The sequence below is a fragment of the Bacillus sp. TE8-1 genome (genome assembly GCF_008368855.1).
Classification (GTDB): Bacteria; Bacillota; Bacilli; order Bacillales; family Bacillaceae_G; genus Bacillus_A; species Bacillus_A cereus.
Genome location: NZ_QPET01000023.1, coordinates 135,222 through 161,201 on the forward strand (window position 1 = coordinate 135,222; position 25,980 = coordinate 161,201).

The window sequence follows — 25,980 nt, forward strand, 5'->3', positions numbered from 1 at the left end:
AATGAAATGGCAAATGCGTAAAATCGTATTGTTAGCGCTCATTGTTAGTACCCTCTTTTTCAACTTGTTATTGTATTATGTTACATACCCATTTCTTTTTCAAAATAAGGCATTATTCCTTTCAAAGTTTTGCTTGTTTCAGTTAGAAAAACATATGAAAGAACTATCAATGGTTCGTATTATAATAGCAGGGTTATTATTAATTACTGTATTGATTGTCTGTAAAAGAATTTGGCGACAATTTTTCTATAGTAAAAAAGTACAAAAGGCACTTATCCCATTTATTAGAAAAGGGAAACAAATACATATACTGCCGACTGCGGAAGTTGCAGCATTTACAATTGGATTATTCCGTCCGAAAGTTGTCATTTCGGAAGGGTTGCTTCAAACATTTTCAGATGAAGAAATTGATGCGATTATTTTCCATGAAGAATATCATCAAAATAATTGGGATCCGCTAAAATTATTTTGTTTTACGTTATTAGCAGAAGGAATGATGTACATCCCGATATTAAAAGGATTGTTACAACGATATCATACGTATCAAGAGTTAGCAGCAGATAAATATGCGATGCAAAAAATGAAATCTTCATTTGAGTTAGGTAGTGCATTATTAAAATTGATTAAAATAAAGACAATGGAAAATGGATGTGTTACAGCTTCATTTGCAAAAACAGCAATAAATTTACGAATCAAGCAAGTGTTAAATGAAAAAGTTGTGAAGTTTAATATCCCGTTACATACGAATTCGGTATATGTAACAATAGGGTTATTCTGTGTGTCGGTTGTCCTTATTGTCGGAGAGTGCATATAGCCTCTTTTTTTAAGGATGAACACTACTCTATGTAGTGTGGATAGAGGTATTGTCATTTATATCATGATACTTTTTATCCCTATATATATTATTTATCATATATTACAGGTGTTTTATTGTATACAAATTAAATGACGAAAATTACAGCATTCTTTATTCGTCTATTCGGTGGATTTACAGGTTTTTAAAAATGAGGAGGAAGAAAAGTGAAGAAACTAATTGCTATTATACTAGTAGGTGCTCTCCTTTGGGCGGGGGTTAACTTTTATAATTTAAAGAAAGAAGAAAAGGAAAGAAAAGCGAAACAAGCAGAGCTACAGGAGAAAGAAGTATTACCACAAGTCGGTTTTAAAGCACCTAGCATCACATTAAAAGGATTAGACGGAAAGTTGCAGTCGTTAAATGATGCCAAGGGAAAACCATATATTATTAATTTTTGGGCATCATGGTGTGGGCCGTGTGAAATGGAGGCACCTGACTTAGTTCATATGTATGATAAATATAAAAAGGATGTTGAAATTTTTGCGGTGAATGCAACTGTTAGTGACCCAGTACAAGAAGCAAGCGCATTTGCTAATCGCTATGGGTTTGAGTTTCCTGTTCTACTAGATATGGACGGAGTAGCTGGACTAGATTATAAAGTATTTTCTTTACCGACGACATTTTTTGTTAATAAAGATGGAATTATAGTAGATCATGTGCGAGGTGTATTACCACCAGATCAATTAGAAAAGAAATTTAAGAAATTGATTGAGAGTTAAGAGCGGATTTTTCTATGGGGAAAATTAGAGTCACTAACAATGTAGAATTTAAGAACGAGGTAGTAGATTTATATTTAAAAGAAGGGATGAGATATAGTAATTGAGTCTTTTTTGTTTGACATGTTTACGTTTTTTTATAACAAACGTTCTGTAATTGCATACTTGGCCTATATGTAGGTGTACCTATAAAATGGTGATTATTAACAATATATTGTTAATATCCGAACATCAAAGAGTTAAGTGAAACACTAAACTCACTATTGCGGAACTAGCAACATCATTAAGTTGGCTATCACAAGAGTTACAAGAATTAATGGATAGTTTAAAATTCAATATAATCAATAAGGATTATATTGATTCATTTATAAAATCTTTTTTAATTGGAATGTATTAATGTAAATCACACGCTTACTTAAATAAATTTAAATTTTGCATATTTAATTGGAAATAGAGCATGATATTACCAATTAAATGGAGGTGTGTTAGAAATGCAAATTCGAGAAAATAATAATTCAAACGAGATTTTGGTAGCGGCGGCAGCAAGTGCAATTGAGCAAATGAAGTATGAAATTGCTCAGGAGTTTGGCGTTACACTTGGACCAGATTCAACTTCACGAGCAAATGGTTCAGTAGGTGGAGAGATTACGAAACGTTTAGTTCGTATGGCGCAAGAGAGGTTATCTGGTCAATATAAAATTCACTAAAGTTAAAGGTATATCCCATTGAAGGGATATACCTTTTTAATTTGTTTTTAAAGAGGATCGTTAAATTTTTTATTGTTGGTTAAGTTTAGAAACTGCGAATTTAGCTGTGAAATTCATTTTCTTCATGTAAGAAGAATTTACTCCTGCTTGAAATTGAACAGAAATATTACCGTCTTATTGTGCTTTGAATACGCGACCATATGGTGAATTAGCATTGTATGTGCCAATTACTTGATTATCTGCATCAAAGACTGTATAAGAAATTGGGAACCCGGAATTTTGTACAAAGACCGTAAGTTCTTCCCCTTTATTAAGATTAAATGATTTTTTTGGGGAAACTTCATAGGAACTCATAGAGTAGTATTTTGTAACTTCTTGAGTTTCTAAATTTGTAGTTGCTGCACTTGTTTTTGATGCCTCTACTCCTGGTAAATTCATACCTGATAGTACTACAATTCCTAGTGCCCCTGCTAAAATAGCTTTTTTCACAATGTTAGTGTCCCCTTTAATATATTTTGAGATTTGAAAAGGAAGTAAAAACACCACTTCTTGAAACCATTATAGTTACAATGAGAATGGTTTTCGATATGGTTTGATATGTAATTCTGCATACATAAGATGGCGATATAAGATAATCTATTTGAAATTTTGAATATTCTTAGAAGAAGAGGAGGACAAATTTTTAAAACTATGAATGGACTTGTAGCTGTTTTTTTACATACGTTGGTTTTATAGTGAATATTTCGTTGAGTTTATTTTGGTATGGAGGGGGTACTACAGTTGATTGATTACTATCAAATCTTTTTAATTACTATGACAGGTATTACTTTATTTTTTTATATACAACATGTAGGAAAATTAACGAAAAGAAACAAATAGACATTCTTTGTTGTAGTGTTTTTCTTTTTGAATTATTTATTTCTTAAATTGGTATAGATAAATATAGGTGGGGATACGTTTTTATTTTAAAATATAAAAAAGGAAGGTGTAATCCTTCTTTTCATGATCCAGTATATCTATGTGAAGATTTAATGATATTGTTAAAGTATATATTATAAGATGTGAAGCCAACCTATTATTTAATTTACTAATGTTATTGGCGCTATGTAAATTGTATCAACAGAACCGTCAGCATTTGTAACTTCAACTTTATAGCGGAATGTGCCTGCATCCCAAATATCTTCTCCATTGTCTGAGAAAGTGACTAATTCTTAAGTTGTACCAGCTGGTAACATAGAGTTCCAATTAAACCAAGTTTCATAATAGCCCCAGCCAGTTGCATATTGTTTTTCGATAGAAACTTTGTAATAAACTTATGTTTTTAGGGTTTGAAGAATATTCTTTATATGGATTTTAAAGGAAATACATATTTTTTACTAGATGTGAGAAAAAGGAATTGAGGATATCCTTTAAAACAAGATATATTCTGGTCAAAAAATTAGAGGGCATCAATTCATTAAAGCAGTAAAAAACGTTTTTATGAATTGGTGTCCTTTTTGTTTTAAAAAGAGAATATATTTTCTCAACAGGACAAATGGTAATTAGCTATAAGTATTAATTATAAGGATAAAAGGAAAAGAGAAATTAATAATAAAGGAGAATGCGAAATGATAACATTAATATCTGAAAGAAATCTAGCTGAAATCCATGAAGACGATGTAGATGTATTAAAAGTAATGGCACATCCTGTTCGATTACAAATTGTAAATGAATTAATGCATCATAAAATGTGTAATGTTACACAGTTAACGGAAATATTAAGACTCCCCCAATCCACTGTTTCACAACATTTATCAAAATTGAGGAGAACCGTACTCCGTTCAGAAAGAAGAGGGTTAGAGATGCATTATTATATAGATAATGCTAAGGCACCTCAGATTGTTAAAATTTTAGGTTTATAGGTTAATAATACATAAAAGGTTTCCTGTTACAAGGCAGGAAACCTTTTTTATATGTATAACTAATTGTGTGATAATATCATACCGTAGAAGCTACCTAACAATAATTAAATTTAACAGCTTGTTTTATCTTGCCACACACAATTTAACACGATATATAGGTGTAAACTTACAAAGAAGGGTTTTAAATAGAAATTAGATATAACAATGGATAATGGTAAGTGTATTAAAGAAACTATAGAATTAATGAAATACAAAATAATAAATAATAAATAGTTGTTGTAAAGGCTTATTCTGATAATAAAAGGAATTAGATACATTAAATTCAACTATGAGTTTTTTTACTAAAAATATGTAAGTGAGGATTACAAGCAACATAATCCTTTTGTAGCTGATGGACGAAAAGCTTTCATGGATTTCTTTAAGGAGGATTTTGTTAAGAACCCTAATTCTTTTGCAGAAATTAAACGTGTAGTAGCTGAAGGAGATACAGTTGCTCTTCATGTACATTCTCGTACTCACTCTCAAGATAAGGGAGTTGCTATAGTGGATATTTTCCGTATAAAGGATGGAAAGATTGTCGAACACTGGGATGTAATTCAAGAGATTCCAAGTGAAGCAGCTAATGATAATACGATGTTTTAGGTAGAAAATCTATTTATAGATTGTTAAAATATTTTTTCGAAAATAAGTAAGATTGCGTTAGTAAAAATATCCTTAGAGTGATTCTTTCTTACTAACGCAATTTTAAACTTTTTAAGTCCGTAATTATACTTGAAATCACCGCGATACCTAATACTATCCTGTATAGTTTATAGGAATAATATCTCCCTAACTAAAGTTTTCAAGAAAGGATTTATAAATGTTTTTTAATTCATTGCATGATGGCAGGAATTTAAAGTGGCCTTTATCAATTCGTTATAACCTTTCTTAAAGTGAATAAATCCTCTTTTTATTTTCTCATTTCCTCCATTTTAGATATGTCTTTTTAGGATTTCAAATCTTACCTTTTCATCAAATTTATCTGCAATGTATATTACAGTTCCGGCAAGATATTTTAGTCCATAAGCTACGGGTGTCATCCAAAGTTTATTTAGAAAAGAAAGATCTTTAATTCGGTGCTTACTTGAAAAGAAAATCATATTGTTCACTCCATTTCTAAAGGTAATCGATACTTTAATAGTCGTCTTATTTATTGTTTTAGTTGCGTAAACAAGGTAAGGTACAAAATGTACTTTGCTATTTTGAGCAATTTCTTAGTTTGGAAATTTGTATAGAGATAGAAATAATAGGAATATTAAATAAACCCTACTAAAGTTTAGTAGGGTTAAGTAGATAAAGATGTGGAGTGGATAATTTAGGAAATAAACGACATAAACTGTGCTTCTTAATTTTTTTGTGTAAGACTTTTAACAAATAACGTTAAATAGTATGAGGAAGAACCAACTAAAATAGCAAATGGTATTAGAATAATATCAATACCATTTACAATTACATAACCAAAAAATCCAGTCCAAAAGCCATTACAAAAAGAACAGTCTAAAAAAATTTCAAACAATTCATGAATACTGCGTAATCTTTCACGTGTGTACTGAAATTTTATTTCAAATAAAAATGCGCGTACCCCTAAGGATATAAATAGCAACAGGCTTATACTTATATCTAAATTCATTTTCTCACCTCCAATTCCTATTTAAAAGTCGTAATAAGTTGTTAGAAAGTTGAGGGTTACAAAATAATTAATATTTAACCGGGATATTTATTAAATCATATGAAGGATAGTTACTTCAGTAAAAGCCAATTTAATAAAATGAATTAAAGTATATTTTTTTCTATAGATATGGCCCAATGAATAAAATCTAATCTATTAACCTTAACTTTTCTGGCTCTATAGACCATATGATGGAGTCCCTCTAAATCAACTAAAATATAGCGTTGAGGGTTAATATCCTGATTAAAGGTAATTACAGCACTGTATTTAGATCGATTGTCCATATTTTCGATTAAGCTATAAGGATTTTTTATTCCAATCGCATTTTTTCCTATATCGTATCCAACAAATAAGAATTGATTACTTGTAGTAAGAACGATCCTTATCTGTTTATCATTGTATAAAAATGAAAAATATTTTTTTATATCAGTAGCATTTAAATTTCTATCTTTATGTAAATTCAAGATATCACCTCACTGTAGTTATCGAGATTTAAGTAACTATAGTTGCAAGTGAATTTTAAAGAGACTTATTAGTTTAAAGGTTGTTGCTGAATCACAAAGTATAAATTGCAGCATTTAATTTAAAGGTAAAAGCTGAATCAACCATATTAAAGCTAAATAATATTATTAATAAATTATTATCTATTATTTAATAATGATTATTTGATATAAAAATAGATTCAATACTATCTCATTTTAGAAACTAAAAATATTTAAAACCATTATTTTTATATTGAATTCCATCAATTTCAAAGTGGATTTAATTATTTAGTGTAATTTATAAACAAATTCAGAGAAATAAATCGTTTACATGTTTTATGTTAAATGACAAATACTTCTTTTAATAGAATTGCTAATTTGTTAATTGAAGAATAAATAAGAAAATCTTTGATCACGTCAATTCAATAGTTAAGAATGTACGTGAGTGTTTAATAGAATCTAAGTTTAAAAATCAATTTCGTTAAGAGTAATTATGGGGTGAGATAGAGTTTGACTAAATTTATTCTAAGTGATGTTAAATTTTCATTGTGATTTTCTTATATTGTTACTGCAAATACTTACAAGAGGGTTTGATGAGTTGTTCTTTCCACGTATCACTGATGTTTATGCTTGCATATATAAGACATTGAGAGAAGATAGTGTAATACGTAAATGTATGGGTCTTAATAATATTACAGTAGATATGGAAAATGATATGCACATACAAAAGCGTATGTCTCCTAAAGAGGCACTAAATAAACAAATTCCTTTAATTGTATTTTACAATTCATTTGTTCAAAAGGAACGAAACAATAATATTCATGTGGTAACATTTGACTTCGATATTTACACAAATGATGGTGTGGAATTGGCATTAGACCTTGCAGATAGAATAAATCAATTATTCGATAATCAATCTCTGCGGTTATTTAAAGGAGTATTTTTCAAGGGTCAGTATGTAGGATTTGCAGAGGTTGCAAGTGAAATAGAACACTCTTATAAGTATTTCACTAGATTTGAATTTATTTTTGAAATTGAGGGGTGTAGTTAATGTCACAATTTGACAAGTTTAACAGTAAAAATAAGAAAATGATTATTAAAGGTGCAGGTAAATTTATGGCTAAAATTCCAGGGTGTGATGAATTAATTACACTAGGTCACATGGCGAATATGCGTCTTGATGTGCAGTTGGATATGGTTGATATTGAAGGGGGAGACTCTTCAGCACCTATTGATACTTTACTACGTAAAAAGGTAATTGATATTACTGCAGAGGATGCAAAATTTGATTTAAACATGGTACGTCTTGTGTTAGGGGCAAAACTTCGAGAAGGAGTTAGCGGATTAGCCTATGAATTGAAAAATGAAACAGTAACAATTGCTGGTGATACTGAACCTGTTTCTATTAAATTATCTAGTCCAGTATTAACAGGTAGCGGAGCACCTAAAGTACAAATTTTCAACCAAGTTGCAGGTTCATTTGTACCAGAATCAGCAATTACAGTAAATGGATCAGCAGTAACACTAAAAGGTGGTGCGGTTGAAGGTGATACTGTAGTAGTTTATTATCCTGTAGCGTCATCTTCTATCGATCCTGATGGTTTTGTATGGGTATTAGAAGAACGTCATGATGTTAAAGGTGGACTAGTGACTCTTAAGAATCCTCTATTTGGTGGATCTTTAGGTTCAGCTTCTTCTAAGACAGAGCATGTATCTGTAAGATTAGTAAAAGAGAATAAATTACTTAAGAAAGTAACAACTAATCCTGCAAAAGGTGAGTATACAATTGATCCTTCTACAGGGGAGATTAAGTTTAATGATTATCTTGAAGGAGAGCAAATTTATGTGAACTACAAACGACCAGAAGTTGTAGATGTAATGGCAATTGGTTCTCGTGATTTTCCTCTTACAGTATCTGTTGTTCATGATGGACATTTTGAACAAATGGATGGTAGCATTCAAGGATTCCAAGTTGAATTGTATTCTTGCCGAGTGAAATCTAATTTTACATTAGACACAGCACGACAAACAGCAGCGACTCATAGTATTACACTTACAGTTATTGATGGGGAACGTACAGACAGTCGTTTAGGTTCTATTAAGCGTTATCAAATTGAAAAAAATGGCGATGTTTGTTAATTAGAGAGGAGGATACTAATGTATCCTCTTTTTTATTGATTCATTTTTAAAACTTTAGATAAGGGTGAGAATGGATTATAAAAAATATCTATCACTTAAACCTTTTTTCATAAGGTTGTTACATTTAACACATAAATTCTTATATTAGTTACGAGGTCGTTTAGGTGATCCCCTTCCTTGCGTCCTCTATAAATTTATTAAGGGGTAATAGAGTAATATAGGGGGAGATTAAATGAGTGAACGTAATTTAGCAATTCCAAGTAGAGAAGAAGCTATTGAGGAACCTACTCTTGTAGAGGAAGCAGAGAAAAAGGTTGAACAGCAAGAACCTAATAAACAAGAGGAAGTAAAGTTAACTAAGCAAGAATCAGAGTTTATTGAAAAAGTATTCTTCGAAGAGGATGAAAAGGTAACATTACGTGATGGAAAAACCTATGCTATCCCTCCTTTAGGATTAAAAGATGCTAAAAACTTAATGAAAAAGTTGAATACAATTGATACAGGTGTCATTATTGCTAATTTAATTGCAGATGAAACAGGTAATGATAGTTATGATGAACTATTAGAGGTCCTATTGATGGGCTTTAAACCGTATTATAAAGAAATTTCAGCTCAGTATTTAGGGGATTATATTGATATTGTAACAGCTAAAGAAATTATAGATATTATGATTGGACTTAATGGCTTAAAAAAGTCTTTATAGACTCTGAGGAAGAAGAAAAAGAATATGACGAAAATGCCTACGTTGATTGGGCAGAAATTTTCTTTAACTTAGGTCACTACCTGGGGATGAAAAAACAGGATATATGGGATTTGACATTACCTCAGTTAAACTATTACTTAAAGAAATGCCATAAGCATATAGAGTTTACAGTTAAGGTACATTCAATGTCCTTCACTGGGTTATTTGGGGACGGTTCAGCTCAAGCTACCGAACAGGATAATCTAAAACATAGTGATGGAAAAGAAGTAATTGACGGATATGAGGTTGCAAATGCTGATGACATGGAGTGGTTAGCAGGTATTCTCTAATAAATAATCCTGCCCTTCCTTTTTATTTGAGGATAGGGCGGGATTTTATTATGTAAAAGGAAGGTGAAATAAGTGACAGTCAATAATCAAAATATTGGTGCTACTATTGCACTAGAGTTTGATAAGTCAATAAAAAATATGAAAGAGTTTGGAGTACAGTTGGAACAGCTAGATCATCGTTTTGGTAGTATAGAAAAACGTATAGATACTATGAAAAGCTCTTTATCTTCGTTATCGGCTCAGACATCTAAGGCAGCGGGAAGTAACCTTAGAGCAAAACTTGAGCAAGAATTAAATAATATCGTCCAGGCAAATGGTATTACTTTATCTTCAGTTGGGACAGCACCTTTAAGTATTAAACAAGAAACCGTTCAACAATTGATGTTTAAAGTAGATAAAGAGTTAAATAAAACGATTGTAAAGATGATCAAAAATATAAACATTAATATGGATTCTGCTATGAATAATAGCGTAGTACCAGTTGGAAAAGATGAATTTAATAAAATTAATAAAGAAATCTCTAAGTTAATTAGTAATCAAATTAAACAATTAGTAAATTCCATTCGCGAAAATGGGGGGGATTTAGTAAATGCAGATAACTTGAGTGGACTTAAATTAGATATTTCTAAGGGAACGGTTAAGCAAATTTTAGTAAGTATTAAAAATCAATTAAAACCTATTTTACTGAACCCTGAGGTTGCTATTGAAGGACAGACATTCACAATTTCATCGAAAGATTTATCTGAATTAACGAAAAAAGTAAGAGGGAAAATAAAAGATTCTATAAAATTTGATTTCGAGGGTGTTATTAGCGAAGAGAATAGCATTGATAGCGAGATTATAAAAACAGCTAAGCGTATTGATAGTTTAATAGAAAATTATATAAAAGGCATACGAGGAGGGCTGCAAAAGATTGATCTCAAATCTGTAGAAGTACCTATGAAAAATATATCTAAACAACTTCAAAGGTATATTGCAAATGATTTAGGTGTTTCTCCAGCCGAGTTAGCTCATACTTTTCATTCTGTGGATAGAGGATCTCTAAGAGGATATGCTTTAAAAAGGCAGTTTGAGGGTATGGAAAATACAATTAATAAAAAATTAACTGCAGGAACAAATAAAATAATGATGTCAATGAAACAATCAGTAAGAGCTGTGGACTTTGAACCTCATTCTAATATTACGCAATATTTAACTAGTGAAATTAACAAGCTGAATAAGCAAATTATTAAAAAAATCAAGGAGTCCGTTGATAAGCAGTTTGCACATATAAGAAATGAAATTCTAGAAATTAATACTAACCCTCAAAAGGCGAATAGTAATAGACAGTTAAGCTTTATTGCAGGAAATAGTGCTAATACTTTAAATAACTCAAGTGGATCAAATCATAGTAATACAAATAAAAATAATAGCGATTCTAGTACAAGTAAATCCACAAAACAAGACAATCCTTTTGACGGGTTTGGAATGGCTGGAGCGGTTACCAAACAAGTTAGGAGCCTTGCTTCGGGCTCAATGCTAGATCCGATGGCTGCAATATCTAAGGCAATGGAAACCTTTAAAATTGCTCAGTTAGAACAGTTAAAGATTACACAAAACTTCTCTTTGAAACCAGAATATAAAAACAAAAATGGAAATACAGATTGGTTAAAATTAGATAATGATACTGGAAATCTAATGAATAATGTACGTGATTTATCCACTCTTTACGGTATTGATTATGAAAGAATGTCTAAGGTAGCTGGTATAGCATCAAATGTAACAGGAGATAAACAATCTGCACGACAATTTGTTGATCAAGCTTCTAAGGTTTATCGCTTAGATAACAAATCAGACTTAGTTGAAACAATTGCTCCAGGATTACAGACAATTATGGCACAGTTTAAATTATCTGTCTGGGAGTTGGATGGAGTAGTTAACTCTTTTGCTGTTGCTACAAGTCAAACTAAAGCGAACAGTGAAGATGTTATGAAGGCTATGTCAAAATCGGGTACAGCACTCCATTCAGTGGGAGTGAATGCAGAAGATGCTGTGACATTAAATGCTTTAGCTATTCAAACTTCAGGAGAAACAGGGGAGAATGCAGGTGCAGCCATAAAAACGATTGCAGAGCGTATTACTTTACCATCTGTTTCTAAACAATTAGAAAATTATGGTGTAAAGGTATTTGAAAAAAATGAGAGTGGTATGAAAGTACGTCGGAATTTCATTGATATCCTATCAGACACCGCGAAAGCAAGCAAAAATAAATATATTGGAGAAGATAAAGTAAAATCCATTCTGTATGGAGAAGGTGGGGCAAATCAGCCACCAAAACTGATGTCCTTTTTAGAGACCATGCATAAAGAGGGTATAAATAACAGTAAGGATTTATCGTATTGGAAAATTAAGCAAGAAATTAATGAATTTAAAAAAGATCCTGCACGTCTTCAAGAAATGATGGCTGTGACAATGAAATCACCTACTGTGACAATGGAACGAGCTGGGGTATCTGTTAATAACGCATTAGTATCAGTATTAGATGCGCTAAATCCAGAGGTACAAACTTTAGCAAAAATTATTACAAACTTAGCCCAGGGAATGGAGAAACATGCAGGGCTATTTGCACAGTTAATTACGATTTTAGGTAATGCCTTGGTAGGTTTTGGTGCTATTCATGGAGTAAAACGATTAGGTCAATTGAGTAATTATGAAGAGCATTACAAGAAAGCTACTATGGAAAACAAATTCTTTGGTGGTACATCTTTAACAAATCGTAAAGTGGACGGAGCGATAGGGTTTTTAAATGATCATGTTTTGGGGGAGAGCCAAGATTTACGCAATCAAGTAAATAACAAAAAGTTCTATCGTGCGGCTATGAAAAATGATACGTTAAAAAGTTATTTTGAAGAATTAGCGAATTTAAAAGAGGATAGAAAGAATGAGATAAAAGAATATGTAAAAGATCATGGTGGAAAAGCTGAAAATATGTCCGATTTTCTTAGCATCATGGATGAATCTAAAGGCTATTATAAGGGTGAAAAGAAAGAATTAACAGCTGATGAATTACATACTCGTTCAGCCTATAATGCTCGCAACCTTACCCAAAGTAAATTATTAACAGATGTTTTTACCACAAATTTCTCAGAGCATTTAGTCAATACCTTATCAAATAGAACTAACTTTGACAGTATGAATGAGAATCAAAAATCAACAGCTGGTCGTTTGGCTCAAATGGATGATCAAAAACGCATTGGATTTGAGACCTATCTAGATCAAAACTATCAAAGTGTAGGCAAATCAATAAATAATATGGATGGACTTAACAAGGCACTCGATGAATATGAGGCTAATAACCGTAAGGCTACTATACAAACAAGACAAAGTACCACTGCGTATAGAGATTTATCGAGTGCTGTAAAAAAAGTAGCTGATGAAGCTGAAGGTGCATCAAAGAATAGAATGCAGGGTTTTCTTGATTTTCTTGATACTATCCCACAGCGAACAAGAGGAGCTGGTGGGGCTATTATGGGACTTGCACGCAGCGTAGGGAAATTTGCTAAACAATTAGCTATTGCAACCGCTGTTGGTGATGTTTTATCAAATTCTGCTGAGAGCTTAGGGTTAACGCCCAAGCAAACAAAAATACGAGATTATCATAATCAAACCGCAGGTGCCGCTGAAGCATATGTTAAATATGAGGAAGATGAAGGCTGGAGTGGCTTTCTAAGGGGAGCTGGACTAGCGTGGAATGGAATTACAAATCTTTTTTCACCAGGAACTCCTGATGTAGGTATTAACGAGGTAGGAGTAATTAAGGATTGGCCTATTATCGGGAAAGGAGGATTTAAAGAGGGATTTGAGAATTGGATTAAGAAAGAATATGGAACATCAGATTGGAATGAAGCTTTAGGAAAAGAGAATGAGAAAAGGGCAAATGATGCAAAATCTAAAGGTCAAGATGGGAATTATTCAAAAGCATCTTTAACAGATTTAACACAATCGTATTTAAATCAAACTGGAATGTATGCTAAGAAGCAGCAATTGGAAAAAGAAGAGTTTATAGATCAATATACGAAAGCAGCCATCTCTGAATCAGAGCAGAATATGCGAAGGGATGATGCAGAAAAAGCTCGTAAAGCCCGGGAAAATAAAATGTTAGGTGAGGGTCAATATGATTCCTTTTCTTATGATGATTTAAAATCTCGTATTCAAGAGAGCCAGAAAGTTGCTAATAATAAGGGAGAACTTAACTTAATTACCGCCCTTTTAGATGGTGTGAAAGCTGACTCAAAAGAGTATATGAAACTTAGATTACAAGTAATTCAACAAGAGCGCGAAGCTTACAAAAAAGAGATGGACGAGCTTCATAATTTTACTCAACAGCGAGAAGCTGAGTTGGAATATTTAGAAAAAAACGGAAAAAGATATACTGAGGATCCAGAAACTAAAGAAAGAATAGAGACGGATGATTATAAAAAAATTAAAGAATCTGTTGAAAGAAGTAAGGACAAAGAAAAGAAATTAAAAGCTGATTTTGATCTAGAATATAAGAAAAAACAAATTGAAGCACAACGTATTAAAACAGAATTTTATGTTAACGACACTCAGAAAGGGTTTTCTAGAGCTCAGGCTAAGAAACAGTATAAGGATACATTAAATGCTATTAGCATGAACACAGAGAGCCCTACTTATATTGATTCGCAAATTGTTTCAAGCCAATCTATGATTGGAGAAATGAAAAGTAAACTGGCAAATCTGCAATCCCAACAGTTAGCAGATCCAGATGGTCAGTTACAAGATACTATTCAAGGATTGAGTCAACAAATCGCAAGTGCTGAATTAGAAGTTAAAAATTTAAGGATACAAAGGCTTACAGCTTGGAGACATGATTTCGGTAATAATATGGATGATTTGGAAATTAAGTACATGCAGGAACGTGTGAACTTTGGACCAAGTATAGGAGATGATAGTTTCTTAGCACGTGACCTAAGAGTAAGAGAATTACAAGATCGTAAATCACTTATAGATAAGACCTTAGCGGTAAGAATTGCAGAGCGAAATAGTGGTAAGTTTGAAGAAGGTTCATCTGAATACGAACAAATCATGAAAGATATTCGAGAATTGACAAAGCAATCTTTACAAGCACAGATTGGTATCCACCAAGAGTTAAGAGCACAAATGGGTGGAACGTTTAATCTTCCTGAAGGCGTACAGGTTATGTCTCAGTATGATTATCTAACAAGTAAAGGTACACATTCAAACTTTAGTGTTCAATCAGGAGATATGTATGTCAATATTACTTTACCTAATGTAACTGGACAAACTTCTAGTCAACAGTTAGCGAATCTTGGAATGAATTTAGGAAAAGGGTTAGCACAAGGTAGAACAACACCACTACGAAATCAGTTAAATTCAGCCCCTTGGGGATATCCAACATTCTAATTACAAAACCCCATCTAATTATTAGGTGGGGTTTCTTATAATACTAAGGGGTGATTAAATGGCACAACAAAAACCAAGTAAATCTAATGATGATGTATTTAAACGTAAATTATTTTATGATAACGGGATTCGTTTTGTACAAGTAAGGGGGCGTATGACTGGCGATTATAAGCCACCAACACCAGTATTAAAATCCCATATAAACGAAAATATTCAATCTTCTGCAGGATTGGTAGGGAAAGGGACTTCTCATTATTCTACTACCATTCAATTTTTATTTGCGAGCAAAGAGGAATTTGCAGATTGGCTGCAGTTTATTGGTACAGAACACAAATACTATGATGAAAAAGGCACGATTTATTTAGGGATTGTTAATGGTGATTTAGATATTAAAACAGCAGAATTTGAGACGAAATATATCATTACTGTAAACCTTATGTTAATTCGAAAACAAGATTTCGAATATCGTCATCAATATCCTTTTATAGATATTGAAAATCATTGGGCGCAAACGTATATAGATGAAATGCAAAAAAGGGGCCTTGTCACTACTTATGCTAGTGATGGAACACCTGTACAATATTTTCAACCTGAAGTTTGGATTACAAGGGCTCAAACGGCATCCTATATGACAAGGACTTTTAAATACATCGAAAAGATATTGAGGGGGTATTAAAAATGCCAAAGCGATGGTTAGATGTGGGTCCAAAGGATTGGTTTTATCGCGCAGTATTAGAAACAGATAATATGTTTATTGATGCAAAAAAAGAAGAAACCTTATTTAGTGGAAAAACCTATAACCAATTTATTGGTGGCAAGTCACGTCAGGTTCATAATTTTACTTCAACAGAGGGACAAACCAAGTTTGAAGTAAGTGGATATAAACCTGATTCTAGGGAAATGGTGTTTGTTTATATTGATGGGGTGCCTACACTTCCATCTAAACTTGAGGATAATTTTATACATATTGGTTACCCGTTAACCAATGGAAGAGAAGTTAGTATTCTTTTATCTGGTGTAGTGGAAATGCATGAAGGAGATCATACACCTGAAAACTGTCAGATTTATCCTTTGATGAGCGGATGCTCATTAGCATATCCGGCAAAAAAGTTAGAAAAAGCAAATAATTACGTATTTGATATCACTTACTCTTTAAATGAAATAGCAGTTTGCATGAACAAGAAGTTAAAGAGAATACATGTAGATGTAAATGAAGACGAATCCATACAAGATGCACTTACAAGAACGTTAGGATTTAAACGAGACTGTTTTACTATAATTAATGGATATCTTTATGTATCTTATAATTTAAATCAGTTTCCTATTTATGTGAATTACAATTATCAAAAGGGTGCTCAAATCAAAAATAGGCAGGGAGAAAAAGTTGTCCCTATGTCAAGTTGCGCACTCTATAATGATAGATTCTTTCCTGATATAACGATTTATAGAGGAGAGTTTTTTACTTTGTTACAACGTTTAAGAATGAATATTTATAATCGATATACAGATAGAGGATATGTGAATAATACAATTAAGCAAACGGAGAGATACATTAAAGATAAAGATAAAATTGTAGGAAAATGGTATGCCGAATCAGTCTTAAATATATTAGATGAAAAATTTAATGATGGTTGTTATGTATTTCCACTTTACGCAGATGATTCCTTTCAACCTGAGGTATGTGTAACTAGAGCTGAAGCAATTGTATATTTACATAGATTTACAGAATGGGCACTAGAAAGATTTAGATAGGGGGGATAAGGTATGCCGAACGTATTTGATCATAGAACTCCTGCGCCTCAGTTGTTAAATGACGTAATGAGAAAAGTTAATGCTTTAGGTCATGAACCTAGGGTTATTATTGAATTTGACAAAATGGCCTATGTACCAGGAATGAAAAATAAGTTTGAAGTTTGGGACAGAATTCGAGAAGCATCTATTGTGCATCAGGCAGCAGAGGCAACTTTAACAACACCAGTAGCAGGTGCTGAGCCAAGTTCTGTTACAAAAGGTGGAGAATCAGGGGATAGATTTGAGTATATTAAATGTGCCTTAAATAAATGGGTAAAACATTATAAGTGTCCCAATGTTGCTTATTTCTTTCTATTAGCTGTAGCAAAGCATGAAACAGGATTTGGAACGTTGGGACAAGGGAAACCTGAAAAAGGAAGTTATATAGTAGGATATGGTTGCCCGGGTTCATGCGATCCTCAATATAAAGGGATAGATACCCAAGCGAAGTATGCTGCAAAACGTTTTTCCGAAGCAATGAGGAGCAGATACGCAAAAATTTCCAATGGATATATGGATGCTAGTGATGTTGATTATTTCCATGAAGGTGGAGATAAAGGATATAAAAAGTGGAAATGGTCAGCAGATGGACCTAACTGGAAAAAACTTGTAAAAAGCTATTTTGATAGAATTATTGGTGAATCTAGTCAAAAAAAATGGCATTGTAAAGAATCTGGTTCTATTATTAATAAAAATCTGTTTCCAAAGCATTCTACAAATCTAAATGTTTCCAAGAAGGAAGAAGACTGTGGTTGTGAGAAAGCTGAGATTTATACAATTGAGGAACAAAGGAAAGAAGTTCATAATGCAAGCTCTAGTGCGTTATCTGGTGCTACTTTTCCTGTTGAAGGAATTTCATTTGGAAATGGTGCGAAAGTATCTTCACACCATATGAAACATAAGGGCGGGAGTGCACGTTCAGGGCATAAGGGTACTGATATTATACATACATCCCAAGGTAAAATTAATGGTATGTGGGTAGTAGCGGCTTGGGCTGGACATGTACATAAGGCTTATAAAAGTACATCTTATGGTAATTGTGTAATGATTCAACATGATAATGGATATATGACAGTTTATGCCCACATGCAAAATAATTCTTTACAGGTTCGAAAAGGTGATTTAGTTACTCCAGGAACACGTTTAGGGAAAGTCGGAAATACAGGTCAATCTTATGGCGCCCATTTACACTTTGAAATTTGGAAAGGTGAATGGATTTATGGTGGAAATAATCATATTGATCCATATCCTGTTTTAACAGGTGCTCAAAAATTAGGAGTAGCACCAAGCGGTAAAGATAATAATGGAGGCGGTAATACGGGCGGAAATGATAATAGTACAGGAAATGGAAGTGGTGTTAGTCAACCACCGCCCCAAATGACCATTACCCAAAATATTAAGTTTAATAAGTGCTTTGATAAGGATGCAAATCTGGATGGGAATTGGCATGGACAAGAGAACATAACCCATTTTACAGCTTGGTCAACAGGTGAAAAGTATTTAGGTTTTAATGAGAATATTGCCAAAGGAGCAGTTGAAGATTTTGGATATAAACATAACTTTTCTTCAGATGGATTTTATGAATATGCTTTCTATGCAGATCTTAAAGAAGGAGATTCCGTAACGGTTACATATGACGGAATGATTGTAAAACGATATACAAAAGAGAACAATACAACACAACCTACATATGAACCTCCAGTTTATGCAAAATGGGTTGCAAGTGATATACAAGGGACCAATTCACATATATTAGATTTCTCCTTAAATAATGTAAGTGGTGAGGCTGTATTTGGACTAAAATGCTTTAAGGTAGTGGAAATTGAAACTCAATACGGTGCACAATATGTTGATGAAAGAATTAAGGCTCGTAAACGTGATGTATGGGTTGATACAGGGGCATTTGTATACGATAAAACCTTTACAGTAGACCAAGATGTATTACAGTGGGAGATAAATAGCCATTTTGACGCCAGAGTCGCAACTGCAAGAATTACTTTAGACAATAAACATGGTATTTATTCTCCTACATATGAACGAGCTAATATCTTCCCTGATAATTTAAGAGAAGCAGAGATGTCATATTATGAGAATGGTGCAATCAGGCATGTGTTAAGTGAAGCTACCCCAGTACGTATTTATGCAGGCTATGGTGAAAACCTAGTAAGAGTTTTTACAGGACGTATAAGGGGAGAGATTGAGCAAAATTCTGATGAAAAAACAATTACTATTAATTGTGTAGATATGTACGATATGTTAGAAGAACATGTTTTTGATAGGGTTCTAACTTTTCCTCGAAGAGACGAGATACATGGTGATGAAAAACAACCAGTAACCATGTGGGTTAAATCATCTATTATTCATAATATCGTAAATGAGGCAGGAATGATTGGATGGAGAATTCATGAAGATGATTTGAGATATGCTGATGCGATTATTGAAGAAACGTATTATATTGATATCGATAGAGGTGGGAAAAAGGCAGTCGTCTGGGATACTAAAAGTCAACAATATGTCGAAAAAGATATAGCAACTGTAAAAGATGCACAAGGTTATAAAAATCCTTATGTACAGGCGATAGATTTTTTAGAAGGTACAAGAGCATCTGATGCGGTTCATGAAGTGATTGGAGATATTATGTATCGCTCTTACTGTGATCGTTATGGAACATTTAGATTGGAAAATATCCGTAAAATTAATGCAAGTGAGGCAAAATGGTCATTTATAGATGGTGAGAATTTATATTCTCTTTCTACTTCTATTGACCATTCTCGTATACGTAATCATCTTATTATTGTTGGTAATGGTGGGCAAATTGAGCATTTTGTAGATAAAGATCTTCTTATATCTACAAAGGGTAATATGAGAACGGCTAAGATTGTTGCTGATTGGATTGATGAGCGATTTGGTTCAAATGCAAGAGGAACCAAAGAGGATATCTCGAACAAATTATTTTTTGATATGAAAAGACAAGCCCGTACTTTTAATGCCGTTGTTAAAGGAAATCCAATGATAGAGTTATTAGATGGTTGTTATGTTTATGATAGTAATACTTCTAATGCAGGGTATTATGTCATAAAAGGGAACCGACTTGTTGGAAATAAGGAAGGTATGTTAAATTTCCTAGAATTTACTTGGCATGACAAAGAGAATTATTATAGCTAAAAAAACAAGGAGATTCCTACAGAACGTTAGGAATCTCCTTGTTTTTTCTTATAATGCTATGGAAAGCGAGGTGGGAAAATGGCGCAAAAGAGCCATATGAACGTAAATGATGTATATCCAATACTTGATATGATCAATAGAAAAGTTAATCAAGGAAAGGGAACAAGACACCATTTTACTAGTCCGCTATTCAATAATGATAACGACAATGGTGTAACAACATTGAATTCTTCTCAATGGCAAGTAGAGTCATTTGAAGTCATAAGGGAAACAGAAAATTCAATAGCTAATCATGTAATTAAAGAGATCCGAATTATTTATCGAAATGGTGCATTAGATAAAATTTCTTTAGTCCGTGGGCTCAATCCATCTGTATCTGATGAAATTCAAGATTATGAGTACATCAACAATATTATGATTACAGAAGTTTCTATAAAAACAGAGTGGTTTGGTAAATCCCAAGAAGTTGTTGCAAAGATTATAAGGGAAAATGATTACGGTAATTTTAAAAAGGTTAAACTCATGTATTTTGACTCGGAATGGGGCTGGAGTGAGAACGAAATCGAAGAAGATTCTATGCCGTCTAAATATGAAAATCCATCTGATTTTTATAACGGTAAATATAGTAATTATGAAGAAGTGATAGTAGAGGATTATGTAGACTATGCAGAAATAGGATATGCATCTAATGAAGAAATTGAAATCTCTCCAGATGGTTGGTCTGATGGATATAATCCATCGTCTCCTGTAGATGTTAATGTGGAACTCGGACCAAAGATAACAGATGAAATTTAGAGAGGAGGTCCTACATGAGTTTTGGAGCAAATGTAGTAGTTGGAGGGGAAATAGATAGAGTAGGTAGATTGGGTGGTGGACGTTTAGATTATCCATTTATGCCTACCAAAACAGTTCCTTATATAAAGGGGAAAATTTTAGAGGTACTAGGTACTTTAGGGCACTTTGATATTCAATTTATTCCTGATTTTGATATTGAGCTGGTATCCGTAGCTGTAGGAGCATCTAGATATCATTCCTTTGATAATTGGAGTTTGTTTATTGGAGATGATCATAAAAATAACTACGTATTTGATGAAATTTATACGAAGGATTTACCAGAAGGTGCTTATTTAATGGCTGTGAAAACAGTAAAAGCAGGTACCCCAATTACATTCCGCTTTGATAATAAAGGTGGGCAATCGAAATATGTTTGGATAAACTTTCAATGTTTAAGGGATAATCCCAACAAATAAGAGAGGTGGATATAAATGCCTTGGGTAGAGGAAACATTAAGACACGATAATTTTTTAGATGATATGTTTGATAAAGTATTTAGAAGATTTAAAGATAAATCAGGTAATTACTGGTGGCAGAATTTTAACAATCAAGTTCCAAAAGTAGATCTATATAAAATTACTTTTGAAAAAGGGTTATTTGTAAAAGGAGAAAAGGGATATCTACCCCCTTTTGAATCTCGAGAAGGTATGTTATGCATCACTCGGCATATGATTATGCGTAGGTGGGATAATGAGTATTTAGCATTCGCACAGTCAACAGGGGCTGTAAAAATTAACACTAAAGATATTCCTAGAGAAAAAGAAGGTTTCTTAGAATGGATTTCTAATTTTTATAGAAAATCTGTAGACTATACAACTGTTTATTCATACACACTAGACACATATGCTGGATATACGCATTATGTATCACCTAGTGGTGAACTTGCTCCAGTTACTATCATGAGTGAAAATCATGGTTTGGATATATTTAGGGATAGCATGGATATAGAGTACTACGGCGAGGATGAATACTATGAAAGTATGAAACAATCACCGATTATTACCATGCAATTAAAAGGAGATACAGGTGATCTAGTTGCCTCCATAGGGAAGTTGAATTATCGAACTAATACGAATTGGTGGGGGGACTCTTTAATTCAGCTAAAAGGTGTATTTGATGAGACAAGTGCATTTTTTACATTAAAAGTAGATTCAGCTCCTAGCTGGGAAAATAATATGGTGACTTTAATTCCCTTTTTCTTTGGAAATCTAGTATCTAAAAATACATCTTCGAAAAATGAAACACCAATCGCTATGCTTGGAGGTAGGCAAGTAGGAGAATTTTTTGATTTCAATAGTATAGAGACTAAAACTGAAATTTTACAACCTATCACAAGAAATTATGTAAACCATCCGTCAAACGGAGTAGATTCCGTTATGATCAAAAAAACAAAATATGGAGCACGTTATCAAGAACATTTTTTACGTTGGAACGTGCCACCTAATCTAATGCCACCTACTCGTGAAGAATTAAGACTGGTCAAAAATGCACAAGGAACCGAGAAAGAGGAAGAATATGCTCGTAAGTACCCAAGAGCATGGAATTATTTAAGATATGGTTACTATCAATACGATTTTCATGCATCTAGGTATAGTAATAAGATTCATACATCTCGCGCAACAGTCATGCATCCTGAAGATGGTGTATTAGGGTATATTCCTAATATCGTACTTTTGCCCGTTATTAATGTTTCTGAAGGTGAGAAATTAGTGTTCCCTTATTGGTGTGAAGAATGTAATGAATTTCAATATCAACCTGAGGTACCTAAAGAATCTACTAAATTAGAGTGGGGAATTGCTAAGAGTACAAGCAAACTGAATAATCTTCATGTGAATTTAGGAGATTCAACCAATAATTCTAATTCCAATTCTGATAAAGGTAATAAATTTTCTTATTATTGCGATGGATCAGTAAAGGCACAAGCAGTAGATGATACTTATTGGAATCCCTCTGTTATTACGCAAGATTATTTGGTTAACAGCACAGATGGTATTGGAAAGGAATTAAGCAAATCGTTCTGGGAGGGGCGAAATGATTGGTTAGATTATTTACAGGAGCCTCAAAGTCAATATCATTTGGATAACTCTAAAATAAAAATTGAAGATTTTCATAAATTTTTATGGAAAACTTTAAAAGATATTAAAGATGAAGGTTATAGTTTACAAGATAAATGGCTAGATTTTAACGAGTGGGGAAAGGCAAATTTACCTTGTTTAAATGAATTGCAAAAAGCCTCAGTATTTATGTCGGCTAAACTCAATAAACCTGTCTTATTTTTCCCAGGTTCAGAGGGGTTTTTAAAGGGCGATATTTTAGATAAAATGCTTCCTTTCATTAAGAAAGTACCAAGTGTTATATATGATTGGATTGACTTTAATAATGTATTTATTGAAAACGAAGATGATACGGGTCTTGTTGGAGCTTGGGTAATGGATAGTTTTGCTACAGCCATGCATAGTAATGGGAAAAAGGAAAATATTTTATCTTCTTTTCGTTCTTTAGTTAACTTTGAACCTCAGGTGCTGCTTTATAATATTTCAGCTGCCAAGGCACATCGCCCATATGACTATATAAAACCTAACCTGGGTTTTGGCAGTCATGTTGTTGATGGAGAATATAAAGCATATTATTTACCGGATATGACTGATGATAATTATATACCTTATGTTGCCGCAGAAGTAGCTGTACATGAGATGGGTCATGCATTATCTAATTATGGATATGACATATTAGGTGAAAAACTACATGAAATGCAAGAATGGTTAAATATTAGTGGGTGGATTGAGAATATTGATGGTTCATTTAATGAACTAACGAAAAGCTCACCGGGTACAGCGTTAGATAATGGAAAACTTGCTCCGGTATCAGATTATGGATGTTTTAGCCCGGCCGAAGATTTTGCTGAGGCCTTTATGATGTATATCATTAATAGACAATTTTTAGCTAGAAATTTTAAAGATAAACACGATTTTATAGTTAATAAATTAAAAGAAATGGGTATTGATCCAAAACTGTAGGAGGTAAAATATAATGATTCTTAAGATAAAAAGAGGAGAAGATTTTGCCTTTATTGATAATGAAGGTGATATTCAACATAAAGTCAGAGTAAGCGGTAATAATGAATCTCTTGTAAAATCTTTGGATAATATTTTGAATGTTCAAACTGGAATAAGGTTTAGAGGAGAGATTAAGGGGATTCCACATAAATTAATTACAAAGAGCGGAAAAAACCCTCCAACAATCAATAAATCTAATAAATTATATCTTATGGAATATTTTAAAAGAGACTTAGAATTACAAGGCTTTACCGTGGAAATTATAAAAGCGTAGAGGTGATTTTGATATGACATTAACTCCCGTTCCTAATTTATCAGTACCGCAAAATAAAGGGTTTAAAGGAACTGATTCACTACCAATTATACATTCAATTAGATGGAGGCATTTACCATCGAGGTACATTTTTAAAGACGTAGATGACGTAATTACATATCATTCTCATGGGCCACTTACTATAGATATTAACAAGCATGGTGTATCTTATCTTGATGTTTATTTCCTAAAAGATACTGATATCGTTGAAGTAACAGCATATATCAGATTTTTAAGAGAAAAAGATCAGCTTTTAATAGAGGAACCCTATAAAATTGGAGAGGCTGGGGCAGTAATAGCTTTAGAGGATGATGAAGTTAACCATGAATTAAGGAGAGTTAAAGGAATTGCTTTTACGCAAAAAGACCTAGGTGATGGTACACCTATGTACGACTTTATGAATATGTCTAAAGAAGGCATTTATGAAGTCTGGATAAAAGTAATTACAGGGTTAGGAAAAGAAATGCATTTAAGGGTTCCTTTTCAATGGGATAATTTGGTTCCTAGTATTCCTCCAGAAAAAGATGGTCATGATTCTGATGATGCGGGCAAGGATAACAAAAAATCAGAATATAATGATGAATATTACGTGACGATTGTAGAGGGGGACTCAGCTTTTACTAAAAGGCCTTCTACCCATTTTAGAATGGCAGGTATAGGTATGTTAAAAGATGCGGGTTGTTTTAAAAGAATAGAGACTCCTGTATTAGAACCAATTTCAAGGCCTTCAAAAATACAGATTATTAATGACATCCCAATTAGTAGCTGTGGTTTAAATTTAATTACATCACGATTTAATAAGGTAGTAGGAGAGGTTGTTACATTCTCGCTTGTACACACAAATAAATCTGGTATTCTACGCATTGATACGAAATATGATAAGAATGGTTTAAAGAGTCTTGGGAATGGAACGTTTAAAGTTATTAATAAGGGCGTATATAAAATTACATTTATTGTAACGTATAACGATGGACAAGAATGTATAACTGAGGGGACTATTATTGGCGAATTTATTTGTGAATTAAACATTACTGGTCCTTCTTTAAAATCACATGTAGGAGATTCAATTGTTCTTCATTTAGATCATGGACAAAATAGTTCAGCTTCTAATATAGGTGTACTTGTTCAAACCCCTCCTAAAGTCATGCAGACAGGAAATTACACTTTTACTAGTAGTTCACCAGGAGTATATTCAATTAAATTTATCGTTGATTATGGTTTTGGAGTTTGCGAAAAAATAGTGAATATTGAATTTATCTCAAAAAATATTCCCCCTGAAAAACCAGAAGGCGGAGGTGGAAAACCAGAAGGCGAAGGCGGAAAACCAGAAGGCGAAGGCGGAAAACCAGAAGGCGAAGGTGGAAAACCAGAAGGTGAAGGTGGAAAATCAGAAGGCGAAGGCGGAAAACCAGAAGGTGAAGGTGGAAAGCCAGAAGGCGAAGGTGAGAAACCAGGTAAAAATGTACTAAAATGCGGACAAACGGCACAGGGTGGCATGGGATATGGGGAATATATTCATGCTGTAAGTGAAGAGGGCATCTGCTATGTGGAATATGATTTCTTCTCTGCACCAGATAGAATGCGAGTATTTGTTAATAATGAATTGATTTATGATACTTCACGTAAAATGGATAAAGAAGGAAGCCCATTTGGTTTTTATTATAAACCTGATGATGGGGAATTAAGAGTAGTAATGAATGATGGCCAAGATAAAGGGAGCAGGTGGAGTTATACCCTGTATTGTGGAAGTAGTGTACCTTCGGATGTAAAGCTAAAAGCTAAAATTATTAATTAGACATGAGTGTTGTTAACAGAATAAAAAGACTACTTATAATGAATTTAAGTAATTAGTTGCA

Annotated in this window: 19 protein-coding genes and 3 pseudogenes; 19 read left to right on the top strand and 3 right to left on the bottom strand. The window is 33.0% G+C overall.

All coding sequences use genetic code 11. The features are described 5' to 3' along the window. Position 1: 1 nt before the first annotated feature. From DN404_RS21775 to DN404_RS21785, 4 genes and pseudogenes are all read left to right on the top strand, one after another. Positions 2-814: a M56 family metallopeptidase gene (locus DN404_RS21775; RefSeq protein WP_000871925.1), complete on the top strand. Its 813-nt coding sequence runs from the start codon at positions 2-4 to the stop codon at positions 812-814. 101 nt (positions 815-915) lie between these two features. Next, positions 916-1,002 (top strand): annotated as a pseudogene (locus tag DN404_RS30745) (cytochrome c biogenesis protein CcdA); the annotation flags it as partial. 18 nt (positions 1,003-1,020) lie between these two features. Continuing rightward, positions 1,021-1,575 carry a TlpA family protein disulfide reductase gene (locus tag DN404_RS21780; RefSeq protein ID WP_006923231.1) on the top strand — a complete coding sequence of 185 codons (555 nt, stop codon included), beginning with the start codon at positions 1,021-1,023 and terminating at the stop codon, positions 1,573-1,575. Between the two features lie 488 nt (positions 1,576-2,063). Continuing rightward, a complete protein-coding gene (locus DN404_RS21785) occupies positions 2,064-2,279 on the top strand; it encodes an alpha/beta-type small acid-soluble spore protein (protein ID WP_001167053.1) in 216 nt (71 codons plus the stop codon). A 69-nt stretch (positions 2,280-2,348) separates the two neighbouring features. Here the strand turns inward: DN404_RS21785 and DN404_RS21790 are convergent. Continuing rightward, a pseudogene (locus DN404_RS21790) lies at positions 2,349-2,768 on the bottom strand (hypothetical protein). Between the two features lie 1,118 nt (positions 2,769-3,886). Here DN404_RS21790 and DN404_RS21800 point away from each other — a divergent pair. After that, positions 3,887-4,180: an ArsR/SmtB family transcription factor gene (locus DN404_RS21800; protein WP_044584299.1), complete on the top strand. Its 294-nt coding sequence runs from the start codon at positions 3,887-3,889 to the stop codon at positions 4,178-4,180. 345 nt (positions 4,181-4,525) lie between these two features. After that, positions 4,526-4,822 (top strand): annotated as a pseudogene (locus tag DN404_RS21805) (nuclear transport factor 2 family protein); the annotation flags it as partial. A gap of 742 nt (positions 4,823-5,564) precedes the next feature. On the opposite strand, the gene DN404_RS21810 reads toward DN404_RS21805, so the two are convergent. Beyond that, positions 5,565-5,849 (bottom strand): hypothetical protein, encoded by a 285-nt coding sequence (locus DN404_RS21810; protein WP_044584300.1) that lies wholly within the window; start codon positions 5,847-5,849, stop codon positions 5,565-5,567. 143 nt (positions 5,850-5,992) lie between these two features. Further along, positions 5,993-6,352: a BRO-N domain-containing protein gene (locus DN404_RS21815; RefSeq protein ID WP_149215451.1), complete on the bottom strand. Its 360-nt coding sequence runs from the start codon at positions 6,350-6,352 to the stop codon at positions 5,993-5,995. 616 nt (positions 6,353-6,968) lie between these two features. On the opposite strand from DN404_RS21815, the gene DN404_RS21820 reads away from it, so the two are divergent. The 13 genes from DN404_RS21820 to DN404_RS21880 all read left to right on the top strand — a co-directional run bounded on the left by DN404_RS21820 (position 6,969) and on the right by DN404_RS21880 (position 25,919). Next, complete coding sequence (locus DN404_RS21820; RefSeq protein ID WP_000465973.1) at positions 6,969-7,421, top strand: hypothetical protein; 453 nt, start codon at positions 6,969-6,971, stop codon at positions 7,419-7,421. Further along, complete coding sequence (locus DN404_RS21825) at positions 7,421-8,509, top strand: hypothetical protein (protein WP_090976054.1); 1,089 nt, start codon at positions 7,421-7,423, stop codon at positions 8,507-8,509. The genes DN404_RS21820 and DN404_RS21825 overlap by 1 nt, the downstream gene beginning before the upstream one ends. 232 nt (positions 8,510-8,741) lie before the next feature. After that, positions 8,742-9,212 carry a DNA polymerase III subunit gamma/tau gene (locus DN404_RS21830; protein ID WP_090976056.1) on the top strand — a complete coding sequence of 157 codons (471 nt, stop codon included), beginning with the start codon at positions 8,742-8,744 and terminating at the stop codon, positions 9,210-9,212. Positions 9,213-9,322: 110 nt separating this feature from the next. Further along, positions 9,323-9,541: a hypothetical protein gene (locus DN404_RS21835; protein WP_255445264.1), complete on the top strand. Its 219-nt coding sequence runs from the start codon at positions 9,323-9,325 to the stop codon at positions 9,539-9,541. 72 nt (positions 9,542-9,613) lie between these two features. Beyond that, positions 9,614-14,965 carry a phage tail tape measure protein gene (locus DN404_RS21840; protein ID WP_149215453.1) on the top strand — a complete coding sequence of 1,784 codons (5,352 nt, stop codon included), beginning with the start codon at positions 9,614-9,616 and terminating at the stop codon, positions 14,963-14,965. Between the two features lie 58 nt (positions 14,966-15,023). Further along, positions 15,024-15,641 carry an S-layer homology domain-containing protein gene (locus tag DN404_RS21845; RefSeq protein ID WP_097997260.1) on the top strand — a complete coding sequence of 206 codons (618 nt, stop codon included), beginning with the start codon at positions 15,024-15,026 and terminating at the stop codon, positions 15,639-15,641. 2 nt (positions 15,642-15,643) lie between these two features. Next, positions 15,644-16,717, top strand: coding sequence for a hypothetical protein (locus DN404_RS21850; protein WP_098569945.1), 1,074 nt, complete (start codon positions 15,644-15,646; stop codon positions 16,715-16,717). Between the two features lie 12 nt (positions 16,718-16,729). After that, positions 16,730-19,921: a M23 family metallopeptidase gene (locus tag DN404_RS21855; RefSeq protein WP_098541452.1), complete on the top strand. Its 3,192-nt coding sequence runs from the start codon at positions 16,730-16,732 to the stop codon at positions 19,919-19,921. Between the two features lie 78 nt (positions 19,922-19,999). Beyond that, positions 20,000-20,716: a hypothetical protein gene (locus DN404_RS21860; protein ID WP_149215454.1), complete on the top strand. Its 717-nt coding sequence runs from the start codon at positions 20,000-20,002 to the stop codon at positions 20,714-20,716. A gap of 14 nt (positions 20,717-20,730) precedes the next feature. Beyond that, positions 20,731-21,171: a hypothetical protein gene (locus DN404_RS21865; protein WP_000007798.1), complete on the top strand. Its 441-nt coding sequence runs from the start codon at positions 20,731-20,733 to the stop codon at positions 21,169-21,171. A 15-nt stretch (positions 21,172-21,186) separates the two neighbouring features. Beyond that, the gene (locus tag DN404_RS21870; protein ID WP_149215455.1) at positions 21,187-23,772 is read left to right on the top strand and encodes a hypothetical protein; all 2,586 of its coding nucleotides are present in this window, start codon (positions 21,187-21,189) and stop codon (positions 23,770-23,772) included. Between the two features lie 13 nt (positions 23,773-23,785). After that, positions 23,786-24,085 carry a hypothetical protein gene (locus DN404_RS21875; RefSeq protein WP_000601025.1) on the top strand — a complete coding sequence of 100 codons (300 nt, stop codon included), beginning with the start codon at positions 23,786-23,788 and terminating at the stop codon, positions 24,083-24,085. 13 nt (positions 24,086-24,098) lie between these two features. Continuing rightward, on the top strand, positions 24,099-25,919 hold the full coding sequence (locus DN404_RS21880) for a hypothetical protein (RefSeq protein WP_149215456.1): 1,821 nt from the start codon (positions 24,099-24,101) through the stop codon (positions 25,917-25,919). Positions 25,920-25,980 lie beyond the last annotated feature (61 nt).

Coding starts and splice junctions, on each gene's coding strand:
- DN404_RS21775 (WP_000871925.1), top strand. CDS start 2: ATGAAATGGCAAATGCGTAAAATCGTATTGTTAGCGCTCATTGTTAGT.
- DN404_RS21785 (WP_001167053.1), top strand. CDS start 2,064: ATGCAAATTCGAGAAAATAATAATTCAAACGAGATTTTGGTAGCGGCG.
- DN404_RS21800 (WP_044584299.1), top strand. CDS start 3,887: ATGATAACATTAATATCTGAAAGAAATCTAGCTGAAATCCATGAAGAC.
- DN404_RS21810 (WP_044584300.1), bottom strand. CDS start 5,849: ATGAATTTAGATATAAGTATAAGCCTGTTGCTATTTATATCCTTAGGG.
- DN404_RS21825 (WP_090976054.1), top strand. CDS start 7,421: ATGTCACAATTTGACAAGTTTAACAGTAAAAATAAGAAAATGATTATT.
- DN404_RS21830 (WP_090976056.1), top strand. CDS start 8,742: ATGAGTGAACGTAATTTAGCAATTCCAAGTAGAGAAGAAGCTATTGAG.
- DN404_RS21845 (WP_097997260.1), top strand. CDS start 15,024: ATGGCACAACAAAAACCAAGTAAATCTAATGATGATGTATTTAAACGT.
- DN404_RS21850 (WP_098569945.1), top strand. CDS start 15,644: ATGCCAAAGCGATGGTTAGATGTGGGTCCAAAGGATTGGTTTTATCGC.
- DN404_RS21855 (WP_098541452.1), top strand. CDS start 16,730: ATGCCGAACGTATTTGATCATAGAACTCCTGCGCCTCAGTTGTTAAAT.
- DN404_RS21860 (WP_149215454.1), top strand. CDS start 20,000: ATGGCGCAAAAGAGCCATATGAACGTAAATGATGTATATCCAATACTT.
- DN404_RS21865 (WP_000007798.1), top strand. CDS start 20,731: ATGAGTTTTGGAGCAAATGTAGTAGTTGGAGGGGAAATAGATAGAGTA.
- DN404_RS21870 (WP_149215455.1), top strand. CDS start 21,187: ATGCCTTGGGTAGAGGAAACATTAAGACACGATAATTTTTTAGATGAT.
- DN404_RS21875 (WP_000601025.1), top strand. CDS start 23,786: ATGATTCTTAAGATAAAAAGAGGAGAAGATTTTGCCTTTATTGATAAT.
- DN404_RS21880 (WP_149215456.1), top strand. CDS start 24,099: ATGACATTAACTCCCGTTCCTAATTTATCAGTACCGCAAAATAAAGGG.